The following is a 19,748-nucleotide window of genomic DNA, read 5'->3' as shown; positions in this document are numbered from 1 at the left end:
AGCATGAGCAAAACCCGCAGCGACTGGGAGCAGCGCTTCCAGTCCCTTACCCTCGAAGGCCGGGCGTTTATCGACGGCCAGTACTGCACCGCTGCCAGCGGCGCCACTTTTGAATGCCTGAGCCCGGTGGACGGGCGCTTCCTGGCCAACGTCGCCAGCACCGATGCGGCCGATGCCGACCTCGCCGTGCAGGTGGCGCGGCGGGCCTTCGAGTCCGGCGTCTGGTCGCGCCAGGCCCCAGCCGAGCGCAAGCGCATCCTGATCCGTTTCTCCGAGCTGATCCTTGAGCACCAGGAAGAACTGGCGCTCCTGGAAACCCTGGACATGGGCAAGCCGATCGGCGACTCCATGGCCATCGACATTCCCGCCACGGCCAACGCGATCCGCTGGAACGCCGAAGCCATCGACAAGATCTACGACGAAGTCGCGGCCACCCCCGAGGATCAACTGGGCCTGGTGACCCGCGAACCGTCTGGTGTAGTGGCGGCCATCGTGCCGTGGAACTTCCCGCTGATCATGGCCAGCTGGAAATTTGCCCCGGCCCTGGCGGCGGGCAACTCGTTCATTCTCAAACCGTCGGAAAAGTCGCCGCTGACGGCGATCCGTATCGCCCAGCTGGCCCTGGACGCCGGCATCCCCCAGGGCGTGTTCAACGTCCTGCCGGGCTATGGCCACACCGTCGGCAAGGCCCTGGCCCTGCACATGGACGTGGACGTGCTGGCCTTTACCGGCTCCACCGCCGTGGGCAAGCAACTGCTGGTGTACGCCGGCGAAAGCAACCTGAAGCGGGTGTGGCTGGAAGCGGGGGGCAAGAGCCCCAACGTGGTATTCGCCGACGCCCCGGACCTGCGCGAAGCGGCCGAAGCCGCGGCCGCGGCGATCGCTTTCAACCAGGGCGAAGTCTGCACTGCCGGCTCGCGCCTGCTGGTGCAACGCTCGATCCACGAGCAGTTTATTCCGCTGCTGGTGGAAGCCCTCAAGGCCTGGAAGCCCGGCCACGCCCTCGACCCTGAAACCCGGGTCGGCGCGGTGGTGGACCAACGCCAGCTGGACAACGTGCTGCGCTACATCGAAATCGGCAAGGAGCAGGGCGGGCAACTGCTGGCCGGCGGTGCACGCACCCTGGAAAGCACCGGCGGCCTGTATGTCGAGCCGACGATTTTCGACGGCGTGACCAACGCCATGGCCATCGCCCGGGAAGAAATCTTCGGCCCGGTGCTTGCGGTCATCAGCTTCGACACCGAGGAACAAGCGCTGCAGATTGCCAACGACAGCATCTTCGGCTTGGCGGCCGGGGTCTGGACCAGCAACCTCAGCCGCGCCCACCGCTTCGCCCGGGGCCTGCGCGCTGGCAGCGTGTGGGTCAACCAGTACGACGGCGGCGACATGACCGCGCCGTTCGGCGGCTTCAAACAGTCCGGCAATGGCCGCGACAAGTCGTTGCATGCCTTCGACAAATACACTGAGCTCAAAGCGACCTGGATCAAGCTCTAACTCTTATAAGAACAGCGGGGCGGGCGATACGACCCGCACTTGCTGGAGAATTTCTCATGCAAAACTACGTGAACAGCTACTACGCCGAAACCCGCAACCCCACCACTGACTTCCCCATGCTGGAAGAGCTGGTGGAATGCGACGTCTGTGTGATTGGCGCCGGCTACACGGGCCTGTCCTCGGCATTGTTCCTGGCCGAAGCCGGCTACAGCGTCACTGTGCTCGAAGCGGCCAAGGTCGGCTTCGGCGCCAGCGGCCGCAATGGCGGGCAACTGGTCAACTCCTACAGCCGCGACGTCGACGTGATCGAAGAGCGCTATGGCGAAAAAAGCGCTGAAGTGCTCGGCAGCATGATCTTCGAAGGCGCCGACATCATCCGCCAGCGCATCCAGCACTACGACATCCAGTGCGACTATCGCCCCGGCGGCATCTTCGCGGCCCTGAACAACAAGCAGCTCAAGGGCCTGGCCGAACAGAAGCGCAACTGGGAGCGCTTGGGTAACAACAACCTGCAGATGCTCGACAAGGCGCAGATCGGCCGCGAAGTCGGCACCCAGAACTACATCGGCGGCCTGCTGGACATGCAAGGCGGGCACATCCACCCGCTGAACCTGGCCTTGGGTGAAGCCAGCGCCATCATTGGCCTGGGCGGCAAGATCTTCGAACAATCGGCGGCGCTGGAAATCACCTACGGCGAACCCAACGTGATTCGCACCGCCAAAGGCGTAGTCCGCGCCAAATACCTGCTGATCGCCGGCAACGCCTACCTGCAGCAAGACCTGGACCCACGGGTTACCCGCAAAAGCATGCCCTGCGGCTCGCAGATCGTGGTCACCGAACAACTGCCGGAACAGCTGGCCCGCAGCCTGATCAGCAACAACTACTGCGTGGAAGACTGCAACTACCTGCTGGACTACTTCCGCATCACCGGCGACAACCGCCTGCTGTACGGCGGTGGCGTGGTCTATGGCGCCCGTGAACCGGACGATATCGAACAACTGATCCGGCCGAAGATCCTCAAGACCTTCCCCCAGCTCAAGGACGTGAAGATCGACTACCGCTGGACCGGCAACTTCCTGCTGACCATGTCGCGCATGCCGCAATTCGGCCGTATCGAAAAGAACGCCTACTACATGCAAGGCTACAGCGGCCACGGCGTCACCTGCTCGCACCTGGCCGGCAAACTGATTGCCGAAATGATCCGCGGCGACGCCGAGCGCTTCGACGCCTTCGCCTCCCTGCCACACATGCCGATGCTCGGTGGCCGCACCTTCCAGGTGCCGCTGACCGCCATGGGCGCGGCGTACTACGCCTTGCGTGACCGCTTCGGCATCTGACCTCGACGCTGCTTCGGCTCTGGCCCGTGCTTGCGCGGGCTTTTACCCTGTAAAGCACTGCCCAGGCCGCGCGGGGCCTGGCCTGCAGCGGTGTTGCAATACAGCCATCGGCAGTCCTTACAGCCGCGGTGTTAAACATGTTTAAATAGCCGCCGTTTCAGGTTCCAGGGGCAGCCAAATCGCGATGATCGCGACCCAACCGCCACAAAATACCCTTAAGTTCCTCTCACATAAGGCTGTTATGGACACGGGCACTCGACTCAAACTCGTTCGCGAAAGCTACAAACTGTCCCAGCGCGAGCTGGCCCGTCGTAGTGGCGTGACCAATGCCACCATCTCCCTGATCGAACAGAATCGCGTCAGCCCCTCCGTCAGCTCGCTGAAAAAGCTGCTGGAAAGCATCCCCATGTCCTTGGCTGACTTCTTCACCTTCGACCAGCCGCCTCGTGAGCATCAGTACATCTTCCGCGCCAATGAACAGCCGGACCTGGGCCGTGATGGCCTGCGCCTGTTGATGGTGGGTGCCCCCGTGGCCAACCGGCAGATGCGCTTTCTGCGCGAGCAATACGCACCGGGCGCCAGCTCTGGCGAGGAAGCGATTGTGCATGCGGAAGGCGAGGAGTGCGGCCTGGTGACCCGCGGCACCGTGGAGTTGACGGTGGATGGGCAAGTGAGCGTGCTCAATCCAGGGGACGGGTATTACTTCCCGACCACCTTGCCCCATAGCTTTCGCAATATTGGCCAGGATGAGGCGGAGATCATCAGCGCCAACACCCCGGCGAACTTCTAAGTGGGTTGCTGACCGATTCAGCATTACCTGTTGAATGCCAGTCCTGCTGTCGCCGTATTCAAGCCTGCGCCTGCTGAGCCGCGGGCTTTGTTTTTGATGCAGGCACTGACTGCCAAGGTTGCCAAGTTATTGTTGTTACAGCGCGGTCGGGCAGGGCTTGGGGCGGGTGTCGTTCAGACAAGGAAGATCAATGATCAAGGACCGCAGACAAGCATTCCTGAGCGAAGCGCGCTTCAAAAACTTCTTCAGCAATTACCGCCGCAGCGTGGAGTTCTTTGCCGAGAACAGCTTCCAGGCCGATTCCGAGGAGCAGGAAAAGTCCCTCAGGGCCCGGCATTTCCAGAAGTTGATCTTCAAGGAAATCCTCATCCGCTACACCGCCGGCAACAGCATCGACCTGCTGATTCCCTTGCTGGAAACCCTGGTGGACAGTTACGAACAACTGCAAAAACAGTTGGCCCACTACGAGCAGATTCCGAACATCACCCCCTTGGCGATCGACGACTGGCTTGACCAGTATGAAGAGTGTGTCCAAGTGTTCAGCCTGTGCATCCTGCTACATCGCGCCGACCTGCTCAAACGCTTCGTGGCCCTGATCGACCCGGCGGGCTACGCAGGGGACGACACCCTCTACGAAGACCTGCTGAGCAAACTGCTGCCCGAGCGCAGCGATGTGGACGACTGGTACCACGACGTCTACACACCGCTGATACAGGCCATCTACGCGGACGACCCGGTCGAGGCCAGCGAGCTCCTGCAGCAGTACTGTAACGACTGGTACCCCGCGTTAGAGCAGGCGCCCTGGCACGACAGCCACCTGCAAGGAGACGAGGGCAGCTACTGCGGATACTGGGCGTTCGAGGCGGCGGCTATCGCCTTTCTGTATGGCATTGATGACAGCAGGGTCGAGCACAGGGTTTACCCCAGGGATCTGGTGGCCTATGCGAGAAACCTTCAGCCGAGTCACCCGAAACATGTAGCGCCGGTAGCGGCGGGACAATGCTGCAACAAGGCCGGTTATTGGTTCACCCCAGTGGAGCCAGAGTCGCGGCGCTATTTTGAAGAGGAGGACGTGATGCCTGAGTTTGACGGTGAAACGATCTGGTATTGGGTGGCGCAGGGGTAGAGGGGAGACGGGTATCGGCTAGAGCAGAGAAAGTAAATCTATCCCTCTGCCCCAGTGCCTTTTTCTAAAAGTTGAAGCGTTGGTCAAACACGGTCTGCTCACTCACCATCACGGTGCATTGGCGGGCCACTTCAACCGGCATCACCTTGCCCAGCAACGGCGCCAGCGACTTGTAGAACACCTTGTCGCAGGCGTCGTCTTTGCTGAAGGCTTGGGAGTTACCGGCCGCGTCTGCCGTAATCCGGCAGCCTGCCACCAATTCGGTGGGCAACTCGCTCAATGGCACTGTCTTCGAGCCGGAGCCCTGCAACTCGATCAGCTCCTTGCATGTGCCCTTGGCCGGACCTTCCTTAATGGTTTTGGTAAAGGCGACGCGTTGGTAGTCAGTACCGGTGAACAGCACCTGGTCGTTAACAGTGACTCGGTATTGTGATGGTTTGAAAGCGATGGTTTTGATGCAGAACTGCGTAGCGACTGGTTTCCCATTGACCTCAGAGGTGAACGCTTTGCAACCTGGGGTGGCCTGGGTGAAGGTAGTATCGGGCGAGCTCACACAACCGGCCAGTGATAGCAGGCACACACCGAACAGCATTCTTTTCATGGGACTTCCTGTGCTCAAACACACCGCCTCCAGCAGGCGGCTCCGGACGCAGATCATACCAGCGACCTGTTGGCCAAAGGCGCAGAAAGGCAAGGTGGAACCTTGGGGCAGGCTGATCCTGCGTAACCCCGGTTGAGTTGTTGAAAAACGAAAAAGGCGACGTAATGACCCGCAGATGGCTGTCCCTGCGTATCGTGCCGCTGGGGCACCGTCGTTGTTGGTTAGAATGGCGTGTTGAAGTCCATGCTCGCAAGGGAGCCCAATGAGCACTGAAAAGCCAGAGCTTTTGTTCATCCTTCAAAGGTTTCTAGATAAGGTTTATGAGAAGGCTTCGAAAAACCAGAGTGGTTTACTCAGAAGAAACCATGGCCATTACACATACGCCAATGAAATGCTCTTCGTCTACGTGACCATTTTCCCTAAAGAGGTTGAGCTTGTTTTTGAGAGCAAGCCGGTAGGTAACGGGGTTTTTAGTATTGCTTTGGATATGTGCATGTCCAGCGGAGAAATGCTGGCTGGCGACCTGCTGTCTCTGAATGGGAGATGCGAGGAGATCAGCGCGGCATTGGCCTCGCAAGAAGATTGGGTATTGACCCTGTTGTTGAAGTGCTTGGACAACTGATTCTTTTTTCGAGAGCGCGGACACCGCAGGCGTTTCGGTTTGCCGGTTCGCGAGCGCCAAGTTCATGCATTGACCGTTTCTGGCCGAAAGCGGACCCGGCCGATACGCAGGTGGCCGGGATGCCGCTGCCCACCTCAACGCGGAGCCGGGTCGCCATGCACCATGATTCGGCCGTCATATCCACAACTGATCCAGCGACCGGACCCGGTGGGGAGCACATCGGTTGCAAAGTTGTCGTGCGACCCGATGATCGCCCCCTGGCGTGATGACAGATTCCACCGGCTAACGAGTCCATCCTCGCCGCATGTCAGCAGCACGTGCCGCGCCTCGAATCGCACGCGCCGGACAGACCCGTCATGAGCGGCAAAGCTCTCCATGAGCGCCAGCCTCGGGCCGGTGGCTAGCAGGTGCACCGTGCCGTCAAGATCACCCGCAGCCAAGGTGACGCTGCCATCGGCGTCGATCCAGCTGGCCAGTGTCCTCAGGGGGCGGCCCAGATCGATCATGTGCAGGAAGTCCCGCTCTTCGGGTTGCCACAGCTTGACCGTTGCGTCCTCCGATGCGGTGGCGAAACCGCCGTCGCCCGAGGGCGCGATGGCCCAGATCCAACTGTCGTGAGCCTGGCGCCTGTCCGCTGCGCCCGAGGTCAGGTTCCAGAGTGTCACGCGGCCGTCGGCGGTCCCGGTGACGAGACGGCCACAGTCCAGCCGTGCACAGGACAGTACGGCCGAGTCCGAGGTGCCGACCAGCGTTGACGTCCCGGTCGCCAGGGACCAGCATCGGATCGTGCGGTCTCGCGAGTACGACACCAGCTCGCCAGGCGCCGTCTCCACCAGGCCCAGGATCGACTGTGTGTGGCCGTCGAGCTGGCCCAGGCACTCGCCCTCGTGGTCCCAAAGCCGGATGGTTGCGTCGCGCCCAGCGCTTGCAAAGCCCATCTCTCCAAGGCTGGCCAGCGCCCAGATGTATCCTTTGTGGCCAGGCTGGAAGGGGCCGTCGGCCTGCGGGGGATGCTGTGGCTCGTACATCAGGTCACTGCGCAGGACGTATTTTTGGCCAGAGTCCACTAGGGCGCCCGCGTGCCACAGCGCGTGGTCGAACACGATCAGGCTGCCCTTGCGCGGCCGCAGGCAGAGGCTGGCATTGCGGCCCGACATGGCCGCGGACCTTCCCTCGAAGAACAGCGTCTCGCCGCCGCTGAAGGCATCGTCGTTGAGATAGATCATGAAGGTCAGGCGTGACTGTGTGTGCTGGCGATGGTGCACTCCGTCCTGGTGGGCGCGGAACTGGGTGCCGGGCCGGTAGCGGCAAAAGCGCAACCGCTCATTGACACCGACCATGCGCCAGCGGTCCTCGTCCAGCATCGCACCGAGTCCCGGTGCCCGTGAGGCGCAGTGGGTCAAACGTTCGAAAAGTCGCCCGGCCAGGGCTGGGTCGTCGGCCACGATCCGGTCGTTGTCACGGTAGGAGGGCGGGTAGTCGGACCCAGCGTTGGCGAACCCGAGTTTTTCCGCAGCTTCCACCAAGGCTTCGCACTCGCTTGCCGAGAGAAACCCGTGTACGAGGATGCACCGCACAGCGTCACCCAGAGGCCGCTCGACCGTGACCGAGGGAGCGTTGGCTCTCGCCGCCAGTATTTCAGCGAAGGATTTCATGGTGATCTCCAAAGTTGGTCTATTGACCAACATTTGGCAAGCTAGGGTGTAGCGAAGCCGATGTCAATGCTAGGCTGGTCGCATGACCAATATTGGAGGATCACATGGCACGCCGTTCGAACACCGATGAAAGGCGCGGCCAGATCGTGGCGGCACTCCAGGCCGTCATGGCCAGGACCGGCTACGCCGGCGCCACCATCGCAGCCATTGCCCGGCACGCGGAGCTCGCTCCCGGCCTTGTGCATTACCACTTCAAGGACAAGCGCGAGATCCTGGTGGCCCTGGTCAACTCGCTGGCCGGCTACGCCCACCAGCGCTACGAGTCCCGGGCTGCTACGGCCCAAACGGCCGAGCAAAGGCTGCAGGCCTACATTGCCGCACACCTTGCCTACGGCTCGGACGCGCAACCCGATGCGGTTGCCGCGTGGGTGATGATCGGCGAACAGTCGGCGCACGACCCTGACGTGCGCGAGATCTATCAGGCTGTGCTAGCGGCGCAGATGAAACTCCTCAAAGGCCTGCTCCGGCAGCGATTCGCCGAACGTGGACGCCGCGTCCGGCGGCTCGACTCGCTCGTGGCTGGCATTACCTGTTTTATCCAGGGGGCGTTCACGCTGTCCACCACGGCGCGGCCGCTGCTGCCGGAGGCCTTCGCCGCACCGACCTTGAGCGCCTGGGTGGAGCGTTACATCGATGGGGAGCAGGAGCGATGACGGAATCAGCGCAAGGGGGCAGCACCCCATTCTCCACCAGCGTGCCCAAGGTTCCTGATGGTTTGGGTTGCACCGCCTGGGCTCGCGTCTGGGCGGAGCTTGGAGTCGAATGCCCGCCGCAAGAAACATACGCAGAGCTCATTCGACACTACTGCGAGCCGCACCGTGCGTACCACAACTGCCAGCATTTGGATGAATGCCTGCGGGTGCGTCGACTGATCAACGCGGCCTGTCACGCCCCGGCTGAAGTCGATCTCGCACTCTGGTTCCATGACGCCCTATACGACCCCCTTCGCAGCGACAACGAACGGCGCAGTGCGCAATGGCTGGACGACGTGGCCCGGGATAACGGCCTGGGCGATGAGGTGCGACGCAGACTGCACGGCCTGATCATGGTGACGCGGCACGACGGCGCTCCAGCGTCGGCAGACGAGGCAGTGTTGGTGGATACGGATCTGGCGATCCTTGGGGCATCGGCTGAGCGGTTCGAGGAATACGACCGGCAAGTCCGCCGCGAGTACCGATATGTGCCGCTGTTTGTCTACCGACGAAAGCGGCGCCAGGTCCTGGAGGGTTTCCTGGCACGCGGGCGCATCTATGCGACTGCCCCATACTTCGATGCATTCGAACAGCAGGCACGCGCAAATCTTGCACGCGCCATCGACCGCCTCGGCTGAGGGGCTGGCCGCAATTGCCTGGGTGATCGGTGCAAATCGGCGCAGAAGCGCTCTACAACGCCGGGGCTGTTCAGGCACCCTGGCGAACGCATTGCACAGGCTGGGGCGGTGTACGACGCAGCAAGCTCCAGGGTAACCCCCCCCACGAAATCCCATTGACCTTCACCCGAGAAAACAGGCACAACGTGGAAGAAACCTCTGACTTTACCGAAGCCGAATTCATTTCCTTCGTCAACAACATACGGCTCGTCAACAAGGGCGGGACGGGGCACGAGCTAGGTGAGTTGCTTGAGACGTTCAGTAGGCTCGCAGGCCATCCAGATGGCTACGACCTGATTTTCCACCCTGAACCCGGCGCCGATAACTCCGCCGAGGGTGTCACCAGGACAGTGAAGCAATGGCGCAAGGCCCAGGGGCTGCCGGGATTCAAGAACGACTGATTGCAGCGTCACCCACATCAAGAGACGCACTCAGGGTGAAAGATGGCCAGTAACTGCCATTCGGTCACTGCAGGCCATCACCGTCGCTACTCTGTGCAGCTTTGATCAGCCAATCACGCAACTGCCTTGCTACCGCACCCAGAGGCCGATCATTACTGCTGACCAGGTAGTAACCTTTCCCGGTCCACAGCGTGTACGGAAACAGCTGCACCAAGCTTCCGCGCTCTACATCATCTTCCACCAGCCAAGGGCTGGTCAGTACCAGACCCTGCCCGCGCCGGGCAGCGTCGATGGCCATTTCCGACTGGTCGAAACGCAGGTCGCTGGTCATGCCGTCAAAGGACAGACCGACTTGCCCCAGCCATCGCGACCAATTTGAGTGAGAGGTGGTGAAGAGCAGAGTCGCACGCACCATGTCATCCAGCCTTATCAGTTGCAGGCGCTCGCGGTAGGCAGGGCTGCAATAGACTCTGACCTCGTCACGCAGCAGCAACTGGACATCCAGATTGTCGTCTTGGCCGTCGAAATACCGCACCGCCAGATCGTAGGTTCGGGAGTGAACGTCCACCGTCTCGGCCGAGGCACTCAGGTGAAGCTTCAAGCCAGGATGGCTACCGGTCAGGGAGGGCATGCGCCTCGCGAACCAAGTGTTGGCGAACGCGGGTGGCAAGCTGAGTCGCACCTGAGATGCGCTGCGCCCCTGTACAGCGGCGTTAGCTTCGTCGATCTGTTGTAGCGCCGGCTTGATCTGTTCCCAGTAGTGCGACGCTTCTTCGGTCGGCTGCAATTTGCGCACGGTACGTACGAACAGTGGGACGCCTAGCCACTCTTCCAACTTGCGAATCTGCTGGCCCACCGCTCCCGGCGTGACAAACAGTTGTTGAGCCGCCAGCACCGCGCTACCTGTCTGCATGACGGCATCGAAGCAAGCGATGGCCTTGAGCGGAGTATCGGATCGCATGGTGTAGTTTTTCTCTTTCATAGCGTTAAAACAGATGATTTGTACCGCTTTGGCCACGTCAGAACAATCACCTCATCAGTCGTACCAACTATGCAGGTGCCAAGACATGAATATTCTGATCATCCACGCTCATCCCGAGCCGCGGTCATTCAATGGAGCCATGACGCAGACTCACAGAGCAGGGGCATGACGTACAGGTCAGCGACCTTTACGCCATGGGTTGGAGCGCAGCGCTTCAACCAGATGATTTTGCTGATCGCGCCGACGCCGACTATTTTGATCCATCAACGGAACAAGAACATGCCCAGGCCACGGCATCGATTTGCAGGGCGGTCGAGCGCGAACAAGCCAAAGTCGAATGGGCTGACTTGGTGATTTTGCAGTTTCCGATGTGGTGGTTTTCCATGCCCGCCGTGCTCAAAGGCTGGGTCGACCGGGTCTTCAGCCGTGGCTTTGCCTACTCATCCGGGCGCAAATATGAAACCGGACACCTCGTGGGCAAACGCGCCATGCTCAGTCTGACTACGGGCACCGCCAGTTCCCTGTACCAGCCCAACGGTATTGATGGCGACCTCCACCACATCCTCTGGCCCATCCATAACGGAATCCTGGCCTACACCGGCTTCACCGTGCTGCCGCCTTATGCCGCATGGATGCCTGCCCGAGTCAGCCAACAGCAACGTGAACAGTACCTGCAGGAATATGCCGAACGGCTGTCTCGGCTGGACGATCTGCAACCGCTGTTCTTCCACCCTCGTCGAGACTACGACGAGCATCAGCAGCTCAAACCGGGTGTCATCGCCCGCTCCGGCGTCCAGTGGAACCCTCGCGCTGGTCAGACTCAGGTGGAGTCGGCTTCATGCTTTGCACAGCAGCATCCTCAGGATGAAAAGGCCTAATAGGCGCAACAAACAAAAGAGCGCAAATCTGCATATGGGGCAATCAAGTGAAAGGCTATTGGATCATCTTCGGCTCGGATGTCATCGATGCGAATGCACAGCAGGAATACAACCGACTGTGGGCGCCTATCAGCGAAAGGTATGGAGCAAAGGTCAGGCTTCTGCAACCTGGAGTGCTGGTGGAGGCCTTGACCAGCAAGCGGGTACTTGCCGTCGAGTTTCCCAGCTACGAACAGGCCCAAGCCTGCAATATAGATCCTGCCTACGCTGAAGCGAGACTGTTTGCGTTAAGCGCTTACAAGCGCGAAATGATCATTATTGAAGGCGATTTGGCGTAATAGCAGAGCGGGCCGACGGAGGGTGGCTTCCCTGGGCGACGAGCGCAACTTAACTGTCGCTGGTTGATTGAAAGCCGCTGGTGGTAACAGGCAGCAACCGACCCATTCTGACTGACTCAGGTGTTGCAATGAAGGATCGAAGTGGGTCGCAGGCAGCCAATTGCTAAAGACCGCTGTTGGCCGGTAGTAGCCGTTCGTGAGGGGCAGCTATCGGCCAAAAGCGGACGGTGGAAATCTAGTCTTGAGGATCAGCACTTGACGTCCCACGTTTACATTCTGCGAGACCTAAAACACCCTAGATTCAAGATTGGCAAAGCGAACAGAATTCTCGCTAGAGCGCGGAGTTTTCGGTGGGAGTCGATTGATTTTCATCAGTCACTTGGCCTTCGCCTAGCATCTGAAACCGATGCGTATACCTTAGAAAAAATCTTACACCGCACCTTCCGCCTCGCTAGCGTTGACCCTCTCGAAGTGGTCGCGAGTGGAGGAAGCGCAGACGGCGCAAGCGAATGGTTCAGCACCAGTTGCTTGCCGCGCTTGCTGCAATATTTGAAGGACAACCAGGATCTGCATCCACACGTAATGGTCAGTGGAGTGGAGCTAGCCGCGCTGCTCGAAAGGCAGCTTCAGCCTTCACAAGCTGATGTTGCTCGCGAGCAACTTAAAATGGAAAAGGAGGCACGTCGTATTGAGCGTGAGGCGGAACTCATTGCGTTCCGACGCACACAGCTGGAAGGCCTCCGAGCCAGCCTGAAGGTAGTTCATCCGAAGATAGCCCAAGAGCTGGAGCGCCAAAAACAGAACGGCAACATCGTCGGAATCTGCGATACAAGCATGGGATCGTACCTGATGCTTGCCGATACAGTACCACTGCCGTCAGGCGCTTTGTTGTGGGGGCTGAAGCCACTATCGACGCACTACGATTACCCACGTGGTGGCGGTTCGATAATGAGTAGCTTCAGCCAAATGACCTGGCCGGAGGGAACAATCTCCAAAGTCGAATTGCCCCGTGCCCACTTGCGTGACGATTCACTCTCTGAAACGGATGAAATTATCTATGAGGTTTTCCGAGAGGAATTCGAATGGTTCAATCAGCTACAACGCATTCCTGGAGAATGGATCAGCGCAATTTTTCCCCACGGCCTTTTTTTGACCCCTTCATCAGACGATCACCAAAGCAAGCGTGCGATCGAAAATGTAATTGGCGCCTTATCGAATGCCCGGTGCCGGTAGCGGAGTCAATTGAAGGTCACTCGATCTGGTATCTAGAACCTCAATCTGAATGTTTGAACAACGTAGGGAAAGGGTCTGATGCACACGCGCAGCAGTATTCAAAAGCACATAGCTCAGACTGGTGAGAAGGTCAGTAGGTGGCGCACCTGGGCAGAGGCAAAGGAGAGGCAGGCAACACCCTTACTGCAAGAGAGTCTTCCTTCTGGCTACTCGAATTGGTTTGCTGTGGTGAGGGGCCATTCGATCTGGTGGATCTACACCGATACATCTGACGGTGGTGTCTGGAGCAGCCAGGGGATGGCCGTCACCGGCTTTAGAATCGCCTACGACGAATCCCTAGCGCAGAAGCTCTATGGGCTAGTTTATGAGCACATAGTAAAAAAGTAATGCCACCTGCTTTCGTTACTGATGAAGAAACCCAGCATGGCGTCTGTAGAATCATAAAGACGCATTGAGGCAAAAGCGGTCACTCCGTTTCTCTGCGCTCCGAGTGGACCGCTGCAAGCAGCCTTACCCCCAACATCCTACGCTGGGCCGTGCCATTTGTTTTTTGAAAGAGATTCGCTTTCTCTACTTCATACTGCGCCAATGCACTTGTGATGTAGTCATCCAAGCTCTTTATCCACTGACCACTGCTGCAAAAGGAAAAGGCTTTTCCCCAACCCAGGATTACTCGGTCGAGATTCTGTAGCGCGCCAGAGTAGGACCCCTTTGGGGATATATCTCCAGCTTCGACACTGAATTTCATCATACGTATCGATGCGTCTAAATCGGATTTGATCCGTTTCTTGAATCGCTCCCTCGTAGCTGTAGATGGCTGGACCAATCCTGCCGAAACGAAGCAGCCCAAGAAATCGAATCCTTTAGCTGTAAGGCCCCTTGAAGCTTTGTCGCTTGTTGCTAACGGCCGGTATGCTTCAAGTGAGAGCTTTTTGAGCTCAGTCTGTGCTTTGCTAAAAGCACGATCCACACAGCCCATGTCCTTCCCGAGGATCAGGAAGTCATCGATGTACCGAAGACAAGTGACCTCACCATCGTTCATGTCCCTGTCAAAGTCATGCAGGTACAAATTGGCTATGAGTGGGGATAGTGGAGATCCTTGAGCTACACCCTCCATCCCGATGGGGAAGATCTCATCCAGACCCTGTCGTCGAAGCACGTCAATATTCGCAAGGTCTGTGGTGATCGCTGCTCGGAATAATGCAATCGTGTCAGGGCATATGATGTGAGGGGCCACGAGTGTCATCACACGGGCCTTGTCAATTCTAGTGAAGAACTCGGCGATATCTGACCTGATATGGAAGGCGGCTCCTTTGGCAATGGCTGCTTTGGCGTCGGCTATCGCCATCGAGACCCGTTTATCTTTTATGCCTCCGTAGCTCGTAGGGGTAGCCAGCGCTTCTTTCACGAACTTAATACGGGATAAGGCGTCGAGTAGAGCCCGCTGGACGATCCGGTTGGGTATAGGTGAAAGCACAATCGGGCGAGAATTTCCGTTGGCTTTGGTTTTTGCCACGCCGGTCTGCTTTTGGAAGGTAAAGGTCTTCTTGGATAGCGCGCGCTGGATGTCGGAAAGCGACCGGGGGAGTTGGCTCTCGAAATCCTTGGCTTCGTTTCGGATAGTTTCGGATGATGAAGAAAAGGCGCTTTCTTTGACCTTCCTCCACGCCGAATACAACGAATCCCCGCTATAGATCCTACGGTAAAGCGACGAGGCCACAAAAACTCCTTGTTTGTTGGGAGACACCAGTGAACTCTCACCCAACTGCTACAGGGGACCTTCAACCTTCGGGAGACCGCGAAGCCTTAACGGCGATCTTGGTCGCGACCCGGACAGCAACCTCCGAAGAGAGATGGCTGGCGTCTGTCAAACTTGGTTCAGTGCTGTGAGGCGGCTGCACCAGCAAGCAGGCGAGGCTGATCGCAGTCACGAAACTCTGTGATGCGGCGAGCGCCAAGCTGGCACGTTTTTGCATAAACGCATGATTACCCCTAAAGATTCCGTCAAAACACGATAAATCGTAGCTTTTTGGGCCTCGCGGTTAAGCTTGCGCCATGCGCCAGGTTGGCACGTTTTTGCACGATCGCAAATTGTCCTCCGAAGGCCCCGCCAAGGTGAAAATCGTACCTTTTTGGGTTTCGCGGTCAAGCGCACGCCGTGCGGCTGAACATCGAACACCGCGCTGAAAGTAAAGCTGCTAACCGTCTGGTGACCCCAACGTACAGACAGAGTTACGGTTATTGACGCAGCAGTCGAGCGGTGCCCTTTACCTTCGGGAGACCGCGAAGCCTTAACGGCGATCTTGGTCGCGACCCGGACAGCAACCTCCGAAGAGAGATGGCTGGCGTCTGTCAAACTTGGTTCAGTGCTGTGAGGCGGCTGCACCAGCAAGCAGGCGAGGCATCCCGATGTTAATCAGCCGTGCGGCCAAAAGCCATCTATTTGGCGGCTCGTTTATTGGAAAGCGATAGGATGAGGATTGGGTTCACAAGACTGCTCGCTTAAAAATATCGCGAAAGTGAATGCCCTCAATCAGGCGCCAGACTCTAACGCTAGCGATAGCCGTCTATGGCGCAAGCTCAAATGCCCTACGGATCGAGCGAAACCAGAACCGCATCGACTGTCTGCTTTCGGCCCAGGCCGTGTGAAAACGCATGCACCGTTTTGAAGTCTGCGTTGCTACGTAAAATCTGCCAGCGTTTGGTTAGTCAGCAGACCTGAAATTTACGTAGAAAAGCGATTTTCGTCCCGATTATGACTGTCAAGCTTGCTCTAAAACGTTTTCACACAGCCTGGGCCAATAGCTGCCGGTCACGAATGGCAGCTAATGGCCGAAAGCTGCCGCTCAAAATCTGATTACCGTATGTTTTTGAAACGATAAACCGAACGATCTTTTACCTAAGAACTGTCATCGAGCGAATACCGCATCTACCGCTCAACGCGTCAACGCAGGCAGGCGACTGGTCATCACGGGTCAAAAACTATGGGTAGAGGTCACACAGGCTGCCGTTGCCGTTCGGCTTGTGATATCGACCTAAGGCTTGGCTCGATCCCATCGACACTCCGTCAACCGGTGCACATCGGTTCCGCTGTTTTCTCGCCTGTCGATGTCGCCGTCGGCGTTCAGGTAGATATCGGTATTGGGCCATTGCGGTGTGATGCTGATGCAATGATTACGCCCGGTGTTTTTGCTCCACCACGAAAATTCCATAAAGAACTCGTCGTCCGGGAGGAGTGCGCCATGATTGGTTGCACCGCCTCCGGGAAGCATTCCTCCTTTATCAATCCGATCCTGGACATTCCAGATGTACCTGAGCTCATCCCGGCCGGCTTGCGAGTAGTGAACAATCACCGTTGGCAACGCGATGTCCCAATGAGTGGCCAGCCATAACAGCAGCGGTATCCAGAGCAGCTTTATGTACCATGGCCGGCGCGTGCCTGCATGGGGGGGCAAGAATTTCATCTCCATGTATTCCTGGTGGTACAGCCAGCCCTGCCAGTGGCGCAGGTGCTTGAACCGGCAGCCTCAATCCTCTGCCGAAGCTTGCGCTTCACGAGCACCTTCTTCGGCCCGCTTTGCCGATGTGCCCGGGCTGGTTTTTCGTGCAGCGATTCATCTCTTTCTACCCGGCTCGAAAGTGCCTGGCTGAGATCGGCTTGGAGCTGGCCCTTGGGCGTTTTTTCGGGGCGTGGGGTTAAGAGTGGAGAAGCCTTGTCGCAGCCGGTCGTTGTCCACTTCCGACTGCTGTGTGGCATCTCGCGTTGACTGTCAGCACCCGGGAGCTTTGAGTCCCGTGCCGATGGTGACCGCGCTGACCTGGACCTTTTCAAAGGCCTTCTGTGCGACGGCGTCGTATTTCTGGTCGCAGTTGAAGCGTGTCTCCATCACGTAGTCTTCGCCCTCGGCTTTGCGCATCTGCGCTTCCCACTGGTTGGCGGCGTTGAGCGCGGCATCCGAGACCAGCACCACCTCCAGCAGCACTTCTCTGAAATCTACGGCGTGGGGGCCTTCCCAGTGGGCATAGACCGAGGGATCGGCGGCGTTTCCGCACATGCTCAGGCAACTGGCGCTGTAGCTCAGGCCGCCACCGGACGATGCGGTAAAGGCACCTACGGTGAGGGGGTTGCCTGGAGCGGGGGCGAAGGTGCCGACGAACTGGGTCAGGTCGGCCTGGCACTTGGGCGTCAGTTCCATACGCAGCTTGTTGACTTTGCCGCCTTCTACCGTGGCGGTGATGTCGCAGCCCTGGACTTTGAACTTGTGCTCGTCGCCGAAGGATTCCCGAGGGATTCCGGCGACGGATTCAAAGTAACGCTGATTGGTGCCCAACATCTCGCCGTTGAAGACTTTGGCAACGGAAGCGGCATGGGCAACGTCAACAGACAGGGCCAGTGTCGAGGCAAAAAGGCAGTGGATCAGCTTGTTCATGGGAGAGTCCTTTCAATGGGATGACCAGTACCCGTGGTCATCTTCAGATGGGGTCGGGGGCGCGAGTGTAGCAGGCGTAGATGCTGCGCTTTTCCGGTTTTTACTGTGTGCTGACCCTGGGGAAAGAGCAGGGCGCAGCTAGTTATCTTGAGGCGTTAGTCGTGGGCATCCGGCAGGCCGCGATCAGTCCGTAAGCCAATCCCAGAGACTGCTCACCAAATAGGCTGCGCCTGCGGCTACCGCTGCGGTGGCCAGTGCGGGGGCCAGTGCTGTTCCTCCAGCGAACCCTACGGCGCCAAGGCCCGCAGCAGTCAAGCTGGAGGTGCCGCCAGCGGCGGCCAGACCCGATGCGGTACTGACGACACCCTTGGCCAGAGCTTGACCTGTCAATGAACGCGCTACTTGGCTCACGGTTGTGCTTGCGGCCTGTCCGGCCAGCATGTTGCGTGCCGCGGCACTACCACCTTGGGCGAGCAAGGCCTTGGTGGTTTGCTCAGCTGCTTGTTTGGCCGCTTGGTGCATCAGCAGGCTGCTTGCGGCTGTGCCCAGGCGTTGCTTGGCGACCCTGACCTGTTCGCTGGTGTGCCGATCGGTGGCGCACCAGTTGGCAAAGTGCTCGCAGTTGTTGAACACAAGATTGTATTCATCCTCGCCCAGCCTGGACCGGGCCCGGCGACAGATATCGGGGCCTCTGAAATAGACTTTCCTGTAAGTCTTGACCCTGGCGTTCTTGCCTTGCAGGAAGGCTTCAAGGGAGGTCGACTCGATGCATCCCTTATGCAGACCCGAGCCCATGCCGGAATAATGGACCACGCGATTCCTGCCGACGAAAATCCCGTGGTGGGTGTAGAGGCCTCTACCGACAATCAGATGCGTTCCAGTGGGGTACATTTTTAGATGAGGCTCCAGCTTTGTGCATTGGGGAAGCTTGACGCTAGCAGATGGCGTCGAAAGCCCGATAAGCGAAGGGCTTCACCGAGACGCTATCCTCGAAAAACAGAGATTCGAGACACTCATTGGTAGCCGCGCCAGTAGGCCTCGACATGCCACAGTGGGCGTCCCGTCAGGACCTCACGTATGCCATTGATCACGGCTTGATACTGCTCGGCATCGAACTTCGACCAGCGTTGCTTGCGTGCTTGTGCCCAGATTTTCCGTAAACCGCCAATATCTTGATCGTAGAGCTCATCCAGCAAGAGCTTGTCGATAGGGGGATGCAGGGCCTGGACATTAGGATGCAGCTCCTGGCCGGCGCAGACAAAGGCACCCTTGAGATAGACATTGATGAGCTTTGCCGCAACGCCGTGGCCGAAGCCGACCAGGCCCTTGTTGTTGGCGGCTTCGATTGCGCTCTCGCGCCAGATCTTGTGCTGGGTATCGATGCGCTCGGGAGACGGCAGCAGTTCTGGGTCCGCCAGTAGCAGGTGCAGTCCTGTGGCTTCGATGATCGCCTTGCCAGTGCTCACATCGAAGCGACAGGTCTTGGTGCTCGCTGCGCGACTTGCGGCCCAGGCGGTGTAGCGGTGGCGGTGTTCGGCAATGTCGTAGGGCTTGATCATTGTCGGAGCGTTCATGCGCAGATCTCTATCTGTTCATAGGCGTATAGCCAATACAGTGTCCGTTGGTTGTTGAAGGTCTTGACCTCGACCACGCCACGTTTCTCAGGCAGCCAACTGTTGTCCCAGGCCCGAGTGGTGTCTTCCATTTGCCACCAACTGACAATGTTCGGGTGCCAGGTTTCGGCAAGCATCAAGCGGTAGACACTGCGTGTCTTGGTGGAAGGGGAGATGAACTTCTCCAGTACCGGGGCCAGGTTTTCCGCTTTCATGCGTTCGAAGTCGATACGCAGTTGTTCGGCTTTCTTCGGAGTGAACAGGCGCTTGGCCTCAACAAAGAACACACGCTCCTTGTCGAACAACATGCAGTCGATCCGATACTCATAGCGTTGGGTGAGCGGGTTGAGGAACGGCACTTCCATGAACGCATGGGCGTTGTTGCGTGCTCCAAAGGCATTGGCCAATTGAAAGGTGAGGTTGCGTTCGTTCATGCCATTGCGGCCATAGGACGGGTAGAACGAGCTCAAGCTGTCGGAAAAATTTTCCGCGGCTTGTTGAATCACGCTGTTGATTACTCGACTCACAGTATCCCTCTGCTTTTATCCTTGAAAACGGGCTTGCCCAGGTGATTGCGGCCCTGAGCAGGGGTTGCATCATAAACATCGGGACGCTGACATGGCCATTAAAATGCCGCTATTTGTGTCGTGCGTTCCTCACTGGGCCTAGAGCTAGGCATCGGCGTACTTGGGAGGTGGCAGGCACCTTGAGTTCAGGCCCGCAGTTTCAATGATTGACGTATCGGTGTTTACGTTAAAGCCGCCAATTTTGCTGATCGCGACTTTTGGCGCCTCTCACCCCATCCCCCCTATACAACCC

20 protein-coding genes are annotated in these 19,748 nt (G+C 58.4%); 11 read left to right on the top strand and 9 right to left on the bottom strand.

The window, feature by feature from the left end; all coding sequences use genetic code 11:
• The first annotated feature begins 3 nt into the window (after positions 1-3).
• The 4 genes from GV819_RS28840 to GV819_RS28825 all read left to right on the top strand — a co-directional run bounded on the left by GV819_RS28840 (position 4) and on the right by GV819_RS28825 (position 4,747).
• Positions 4-1,494, top strand: coding sequence for an aldehyde dehydrogenase (locus GV819_RS28840; RefSeq protein ID WP_161759428.1), 1,491 nt, complete (start codon positions 4-6; stop codon positions 1,492-1,494).
• Between the two features lie 56 nt (positions 1,495-1,550).
• Positions 1,551-2,831 carry an NAD(P)/FAD-dependent oxidoreductase gene (locus tag GV819_RS28835; protein WP_161759427.1) on the top strand — a complete coding sequence of 427 codons (1,281 nt, stop codon included), beginning with the start codon at positions 1,551-1,553 and terminating at the stop codon, positions 2,829-2,831.
• Positions 2,832-3,072: 241 nt separating this feature from the next.
• A complete protein-coding gene (locus GV819_RS28830) occupies positions 3,073-3,621 on the top strand; it encodes a cupin domain-containing protein (RefSeq protein ID WP_161759426.1) in 549 nt (182 codons plus the stop codon).
• A 190-nt stretch (positions 3,622-3,811) separates the two neighbouring features.
• Positions 3,812-4,747 carry a PoNe immunity protein domain-containing protein gene (locus GV819_RS28825; protein ID WP_161759425.1) on the top strand — a complete coding sequence of 312 codons (936 nt, stop codon included), beginning with the start codon at positions 3,812-3,814 and terminating at the stop codon, positions 4,745-4,747.
• Between the two features lie 64 nt (positions 4,748-4,811).
• Here the strand turns inward: GV819_RS28825 and GV819_RS28820 are convergent, their stop codons facing one another.
• The gene (locus tag GV819_RS28820; protein WP_161759424.1) at positions 4,812-5,348 is read right to left on the bottom strand and encodes a hypothetical protein; all 537 of its coding nucleotides are present in this window, start codon (positions 5,346-5,348) and stop codon (positions 4,812-4,814) included.
• Between the two features lie 262 nt (positions 5,349-5,610).
• On the opposite strand from GV819_RS28820, the gene GV819_RS28815 reads away from it, so the two are divergent.
• The gene (locus GV819_RS28815; RefSeq protein WP_161759423.1) at positions 5,611-5,970 is read left to right on the top strand and encodes a hypothetical protein; all 360 of its coding nucleotides are present in this window, start codon (positions 5,611-5,613) and stop codon (positions 5,968-5,970) included.
• A gap of 134 nt (positions 5,971-6,104) precedes the next feature.
• Here the strand turns inward: GV819_RS28815 and GV819_RS28810 are convergent, their stop codons facing one another.
• A complete protein-coding gene (locus tag GV819_RS28810; RefSeq protein ID WP_161759422.1) occupies positions 6,105-7,625 on the bottom strand; it encodes a 2OG-Fe(II) oxygenase in 1,521 nt (506 codons plus the stop codon).
• A 104-nt stretch (positions 7,626-7,729) separates the two neighbouring features.
• On the opposite strand from GV819_RS28810, the gene GV819_RS28805 reads away from it, so the two are divergent.
• The 3 genes from GV819_RS28805 to GV819_RS28795 all read left to right on the top strand — a co-directional run bounded on the left by GV819_RS28805 (position 7,730) and on the right by GV819_RS28795 (position 9,455).
• Complete coding sequence (locus GV819_RS28805) at positions 7,730-8,338, top strand: TetR/AcrR family transcriptional regulator (RefSeq protein WP_161759421.1); 609 nt, start codon at positions 7,730-7,732, stop codon at positions 8,336-8,338.
• Positions 8,335-9,015, top strand: coding sequence for an HD domain-containing protein (locus GV819_RS28800; RefSeq protein WP_161759420.1), 681 nt, complete (start codon positions 8,335-8,337; stop codon positions 9,013-9,015). Before GV819_RS28805 ends, GV819_RS28800 begins: the two co-directional genes overlap by 4 nt.
• 155 nt (positions 9,016-9,170) lie before the next feature.
• Positions 9,171-9,455 (top strand): bacteriocin immunity protein, encoded by a 285-nt coding sequence (locus GV819_RS28795; protein ID WP_178125161.1) that lies wholly within the window; start codon positions 9,171-9,173, stop codon positions 9,453-9,455.
• Positions 9,456-9,519: 64 nt separating this feature from the next.
• On the opposite strand, the gene GV819_RS28790 is transcribed toward GV819_RS28795, so the two are convergent.
• Positions 9,520-10,416, bottom strand: coding sequence for a LysR substrate-binding domain-containing protein (locus GV819_RS28790; protein ID WP_256667649.1), 897 nt, complete (start codon positions 10,414-10,416; stop codon positions 9,520-9,522).
• A 215-nt stretch (positions 10,417-10,631) separates the two neighbouring features.
• Here GV819_RS28790 and GV819_RS28785 point away from each other — a divergent pair, with 215 nt between their 5' ends.
• The 3 genes from GV819_RS28785 (at position 10,632) to GV819_RS28775 (ending at position 12,886) form a co-directional block, all read left to right on the top strand.
• Positions 10,632-11,315: an NAD(P)H-dependent oxidoreductase gene (locus tag GV819_RS28785; RefSeq protein ID WP_161759418.1), complete on the top strand. Its 684-nt coding sequence runs from the start codon at positions 10,632-10,634 to the stop codon at positions 11,313-11,315.
• Between the two features lie 47 nt (positions 11,316-11,362).
• The gene (locus GV819_RS28780) at positions 11,363-11,653 is read left to right on the top strand and encodes a DUF1330 domain-containing protein (RefSeq protein WP_161759417.1); all 291 of its coding nucleotides are present in this window, start codon (positions 11,363-11,365) and stop codon (positions 11,651-11,653) included.
• A 255-nt stretch (positions 11,654-11,908) separates the two neighbouring features.
• On the top strand, positions 11,909-12,886 hold the full coding sequence (locus tag GV819_RS28775; protein ID WP_161759416.1) for a GIY-YIG nuclease family protein: 978 nt from the start codon (positions 11,909-11,911) through the stop codon (positions 12,884-12,886).
• A 466-nt stretch (positions 12,887-13,352) separates the two neighbouring features.
• Here GV819_RS28775 and GV819_RS28770 read toward each other — a convergent pair whose 3' ends face one another.
• From GV819_RS28770 to GV819_RS28745, 6 genes are all read right to left on the bottom strand, one after another.
• Positions 13,353-14,606 carry a reverse transcriptase domain-containing protein gene (locus tag GV819_RS28770; protein ID WP_161759415.1) on the bottom strand — a complete coding sequence of 418 codons (1,254 nt, stop codon included), beginning with the start codon at positions 14,604-14,606 and terminating at the stop codon, positions 13,353-13,355.
• 1,315 nt (positions 14,607-15,921) lie between these two features.
• On the bottom strand, positions 15,922-16,350 hold the full coding sequence (locus GV819_RS28765) for a hypothetical protein (protein WP_161759414.1): 429 nt from the start codon (positions 16,348-16,350) through the stop codon (positions 15,922-15,924).
• A gap of 306 nt (positions 16,351-16,656) precedes the next feature.
• Entirely contained in the window at positions 16,657-17,316 is a 660-nt protein-coding gene (locus tag GV819_RS28760; protein WP_161759413.1) for a hypothetical protein, read from the bottom strand.
• A gap of 183 nt (positions 17,317-17,499) precedes the next feature.
• Positions 17,500-18,207, bottom strand: coding sequence for a lecithin retinol acyltransferase family protein (locus GV819_RS28755; protein WP_161759412.1), 708 nt, complete (start codon positions 18,205-18,207; stop codon positions 17,500-17,502).
• A gap of 122 nt (positions 18,208-18,329) precedes the next feature.
• Positions 18,330-18,890 carry a hypothetical protein gene (locus GV819_RS28750; protein WP_161759411.1) on the bottom strand — a complete coding sequence of 187 codons (561 nt, stop codon included), beginning with the start codon at positions 18,888-18,890 and terminating at the stop codon, positions 18,330-18,332.
• Complete coding sequence (locus tag GV819_RS28745) at positions 18,887-19,456, bottom strand: hypothetical protein (protein ID WP_161759410.1); 570 nt, start codon at positions 19,454-19,456, stop codon at positions 18,887-18,889. The genes GV819_RS28750 and GV819_RS28745 overlap by 4 nt, the downstream gene beginning before the upstream one ends.
• Positions 19,457-19,748 lie beyond the last annotated feature (292 nt).

This window comes from Pseudomonas sp. Fl5BN2 (assembly GCF_009908205.1).
Classification (GTDB): Bacteria; Pseudomonadota; Gammaproteobacteria; order Pseudomonadales; family Pseudomonadaceae; genus Aquipseudomonas.
Note: the sequence above shows the minus strand (reverse complement) of the source record. Positions and strands in the feature narration are given on the sequence as shown.

Coding starts and splice junctions, on each gene's coding strand:
- GV819_RS28805 (WP_161759421.1), top strand. CDS start 7,730: ATGGCACGCCGTTCGAACACCGATGAAAGGCGCGGCCAGATCGTGGCG.
- GV819_RS28830 (WP_161759426.1), top strand. CDS start 3,073: ATGGACACGGGCACTCGACTCAAACTCGTTCGCGAAAGCTACAAACTG.
- GV819_RS28840 (WP_161759428.1), top strand. CDS start 4: ATGAGCAAAACCCGCAGCGACTGGGAGCAGCGCTTCCAGTCCCTTACC.
- GV819_RS28825 (WP_161759425.1), top strand. CDS start 3,812: ATGATCAAGGACCGCAGACAAGCATTCCTGAGCGAAGCGCGCTTCAAA.
- GV819_RS28760 (WP_161759413.1), bottom strand. CDS start 17,316: ATGAACAAGCTGATCCACTGCCTTTTTGCCTCGACACTGGCCCTGTCT.
- GV819_RS28765 (WP_161759414.1), bottom strand. CDS start 16,350: ATGAAATTCTTGCCCCCCCATGCAGGCACGCGCCGGCCATGGTACATA.
- GV819_RS28810 (WP_161759422.1), bottom strand. CDS start 7,625: ATGAAATCCTTCGCTGAAATACTGGCGGCGAGAGCCAACGCTCCCTCG.
- GV819_RS28785 (WP_161759418.1), top strand. CDS start 10,632: ATGGGTTGGAGCGCAGCGCTTCAACCAGATGATTTTGCTGATCGCGCC.
- GV819_RS28790 (WP_256667649.1), bottom strand. CDS start 10,416: ATGCGATCCGATACTCCGCTCAAGGCCATCGCTTGCTTCGATGCCGTC.
- GV819_RS28835 (WP_161759427.1), top strand. CDS start 1,551: ATGCAAAACTACGTGAACAGCTACTACGCCGAAACCCGCAACCCCACC.
- GV819_RS28800 (WP_161759420.1), top strand. CDS start 8,335: ATGACGGAATCAGCGCAAGGGGGCAGCACCCCATTCTCCACCAGCGTG.
- GV819_RS28755 (WP_161759412.1), bottom strand. CDS start 18,207: ATGTACCCCACTGGAACGCATCTGATTGTCGGTAGAGGCCTCTACACC.
- GV819_RS28820 (WP_161759424.1), bottom strand. CDS start 5,348: ATGAAAAGAATGCTGTTCGGTGTGTGCCTGCTATCACTGGCCGGTTGT.
- GV819_RS28815 (WP_161759423.1), top strand. CDS start 5,611: ATGAGCACTGAAAAGCCAGAGCTTTTGTTCATCCTTCAAAGGTTTCTA.
- GV819_RS28750 (WP_161759411.1), bottom strand. CDS start 18,890: ATGAACGCTCCGACAATGATCAAGCCCTACGACATTGCCGAACACCGC.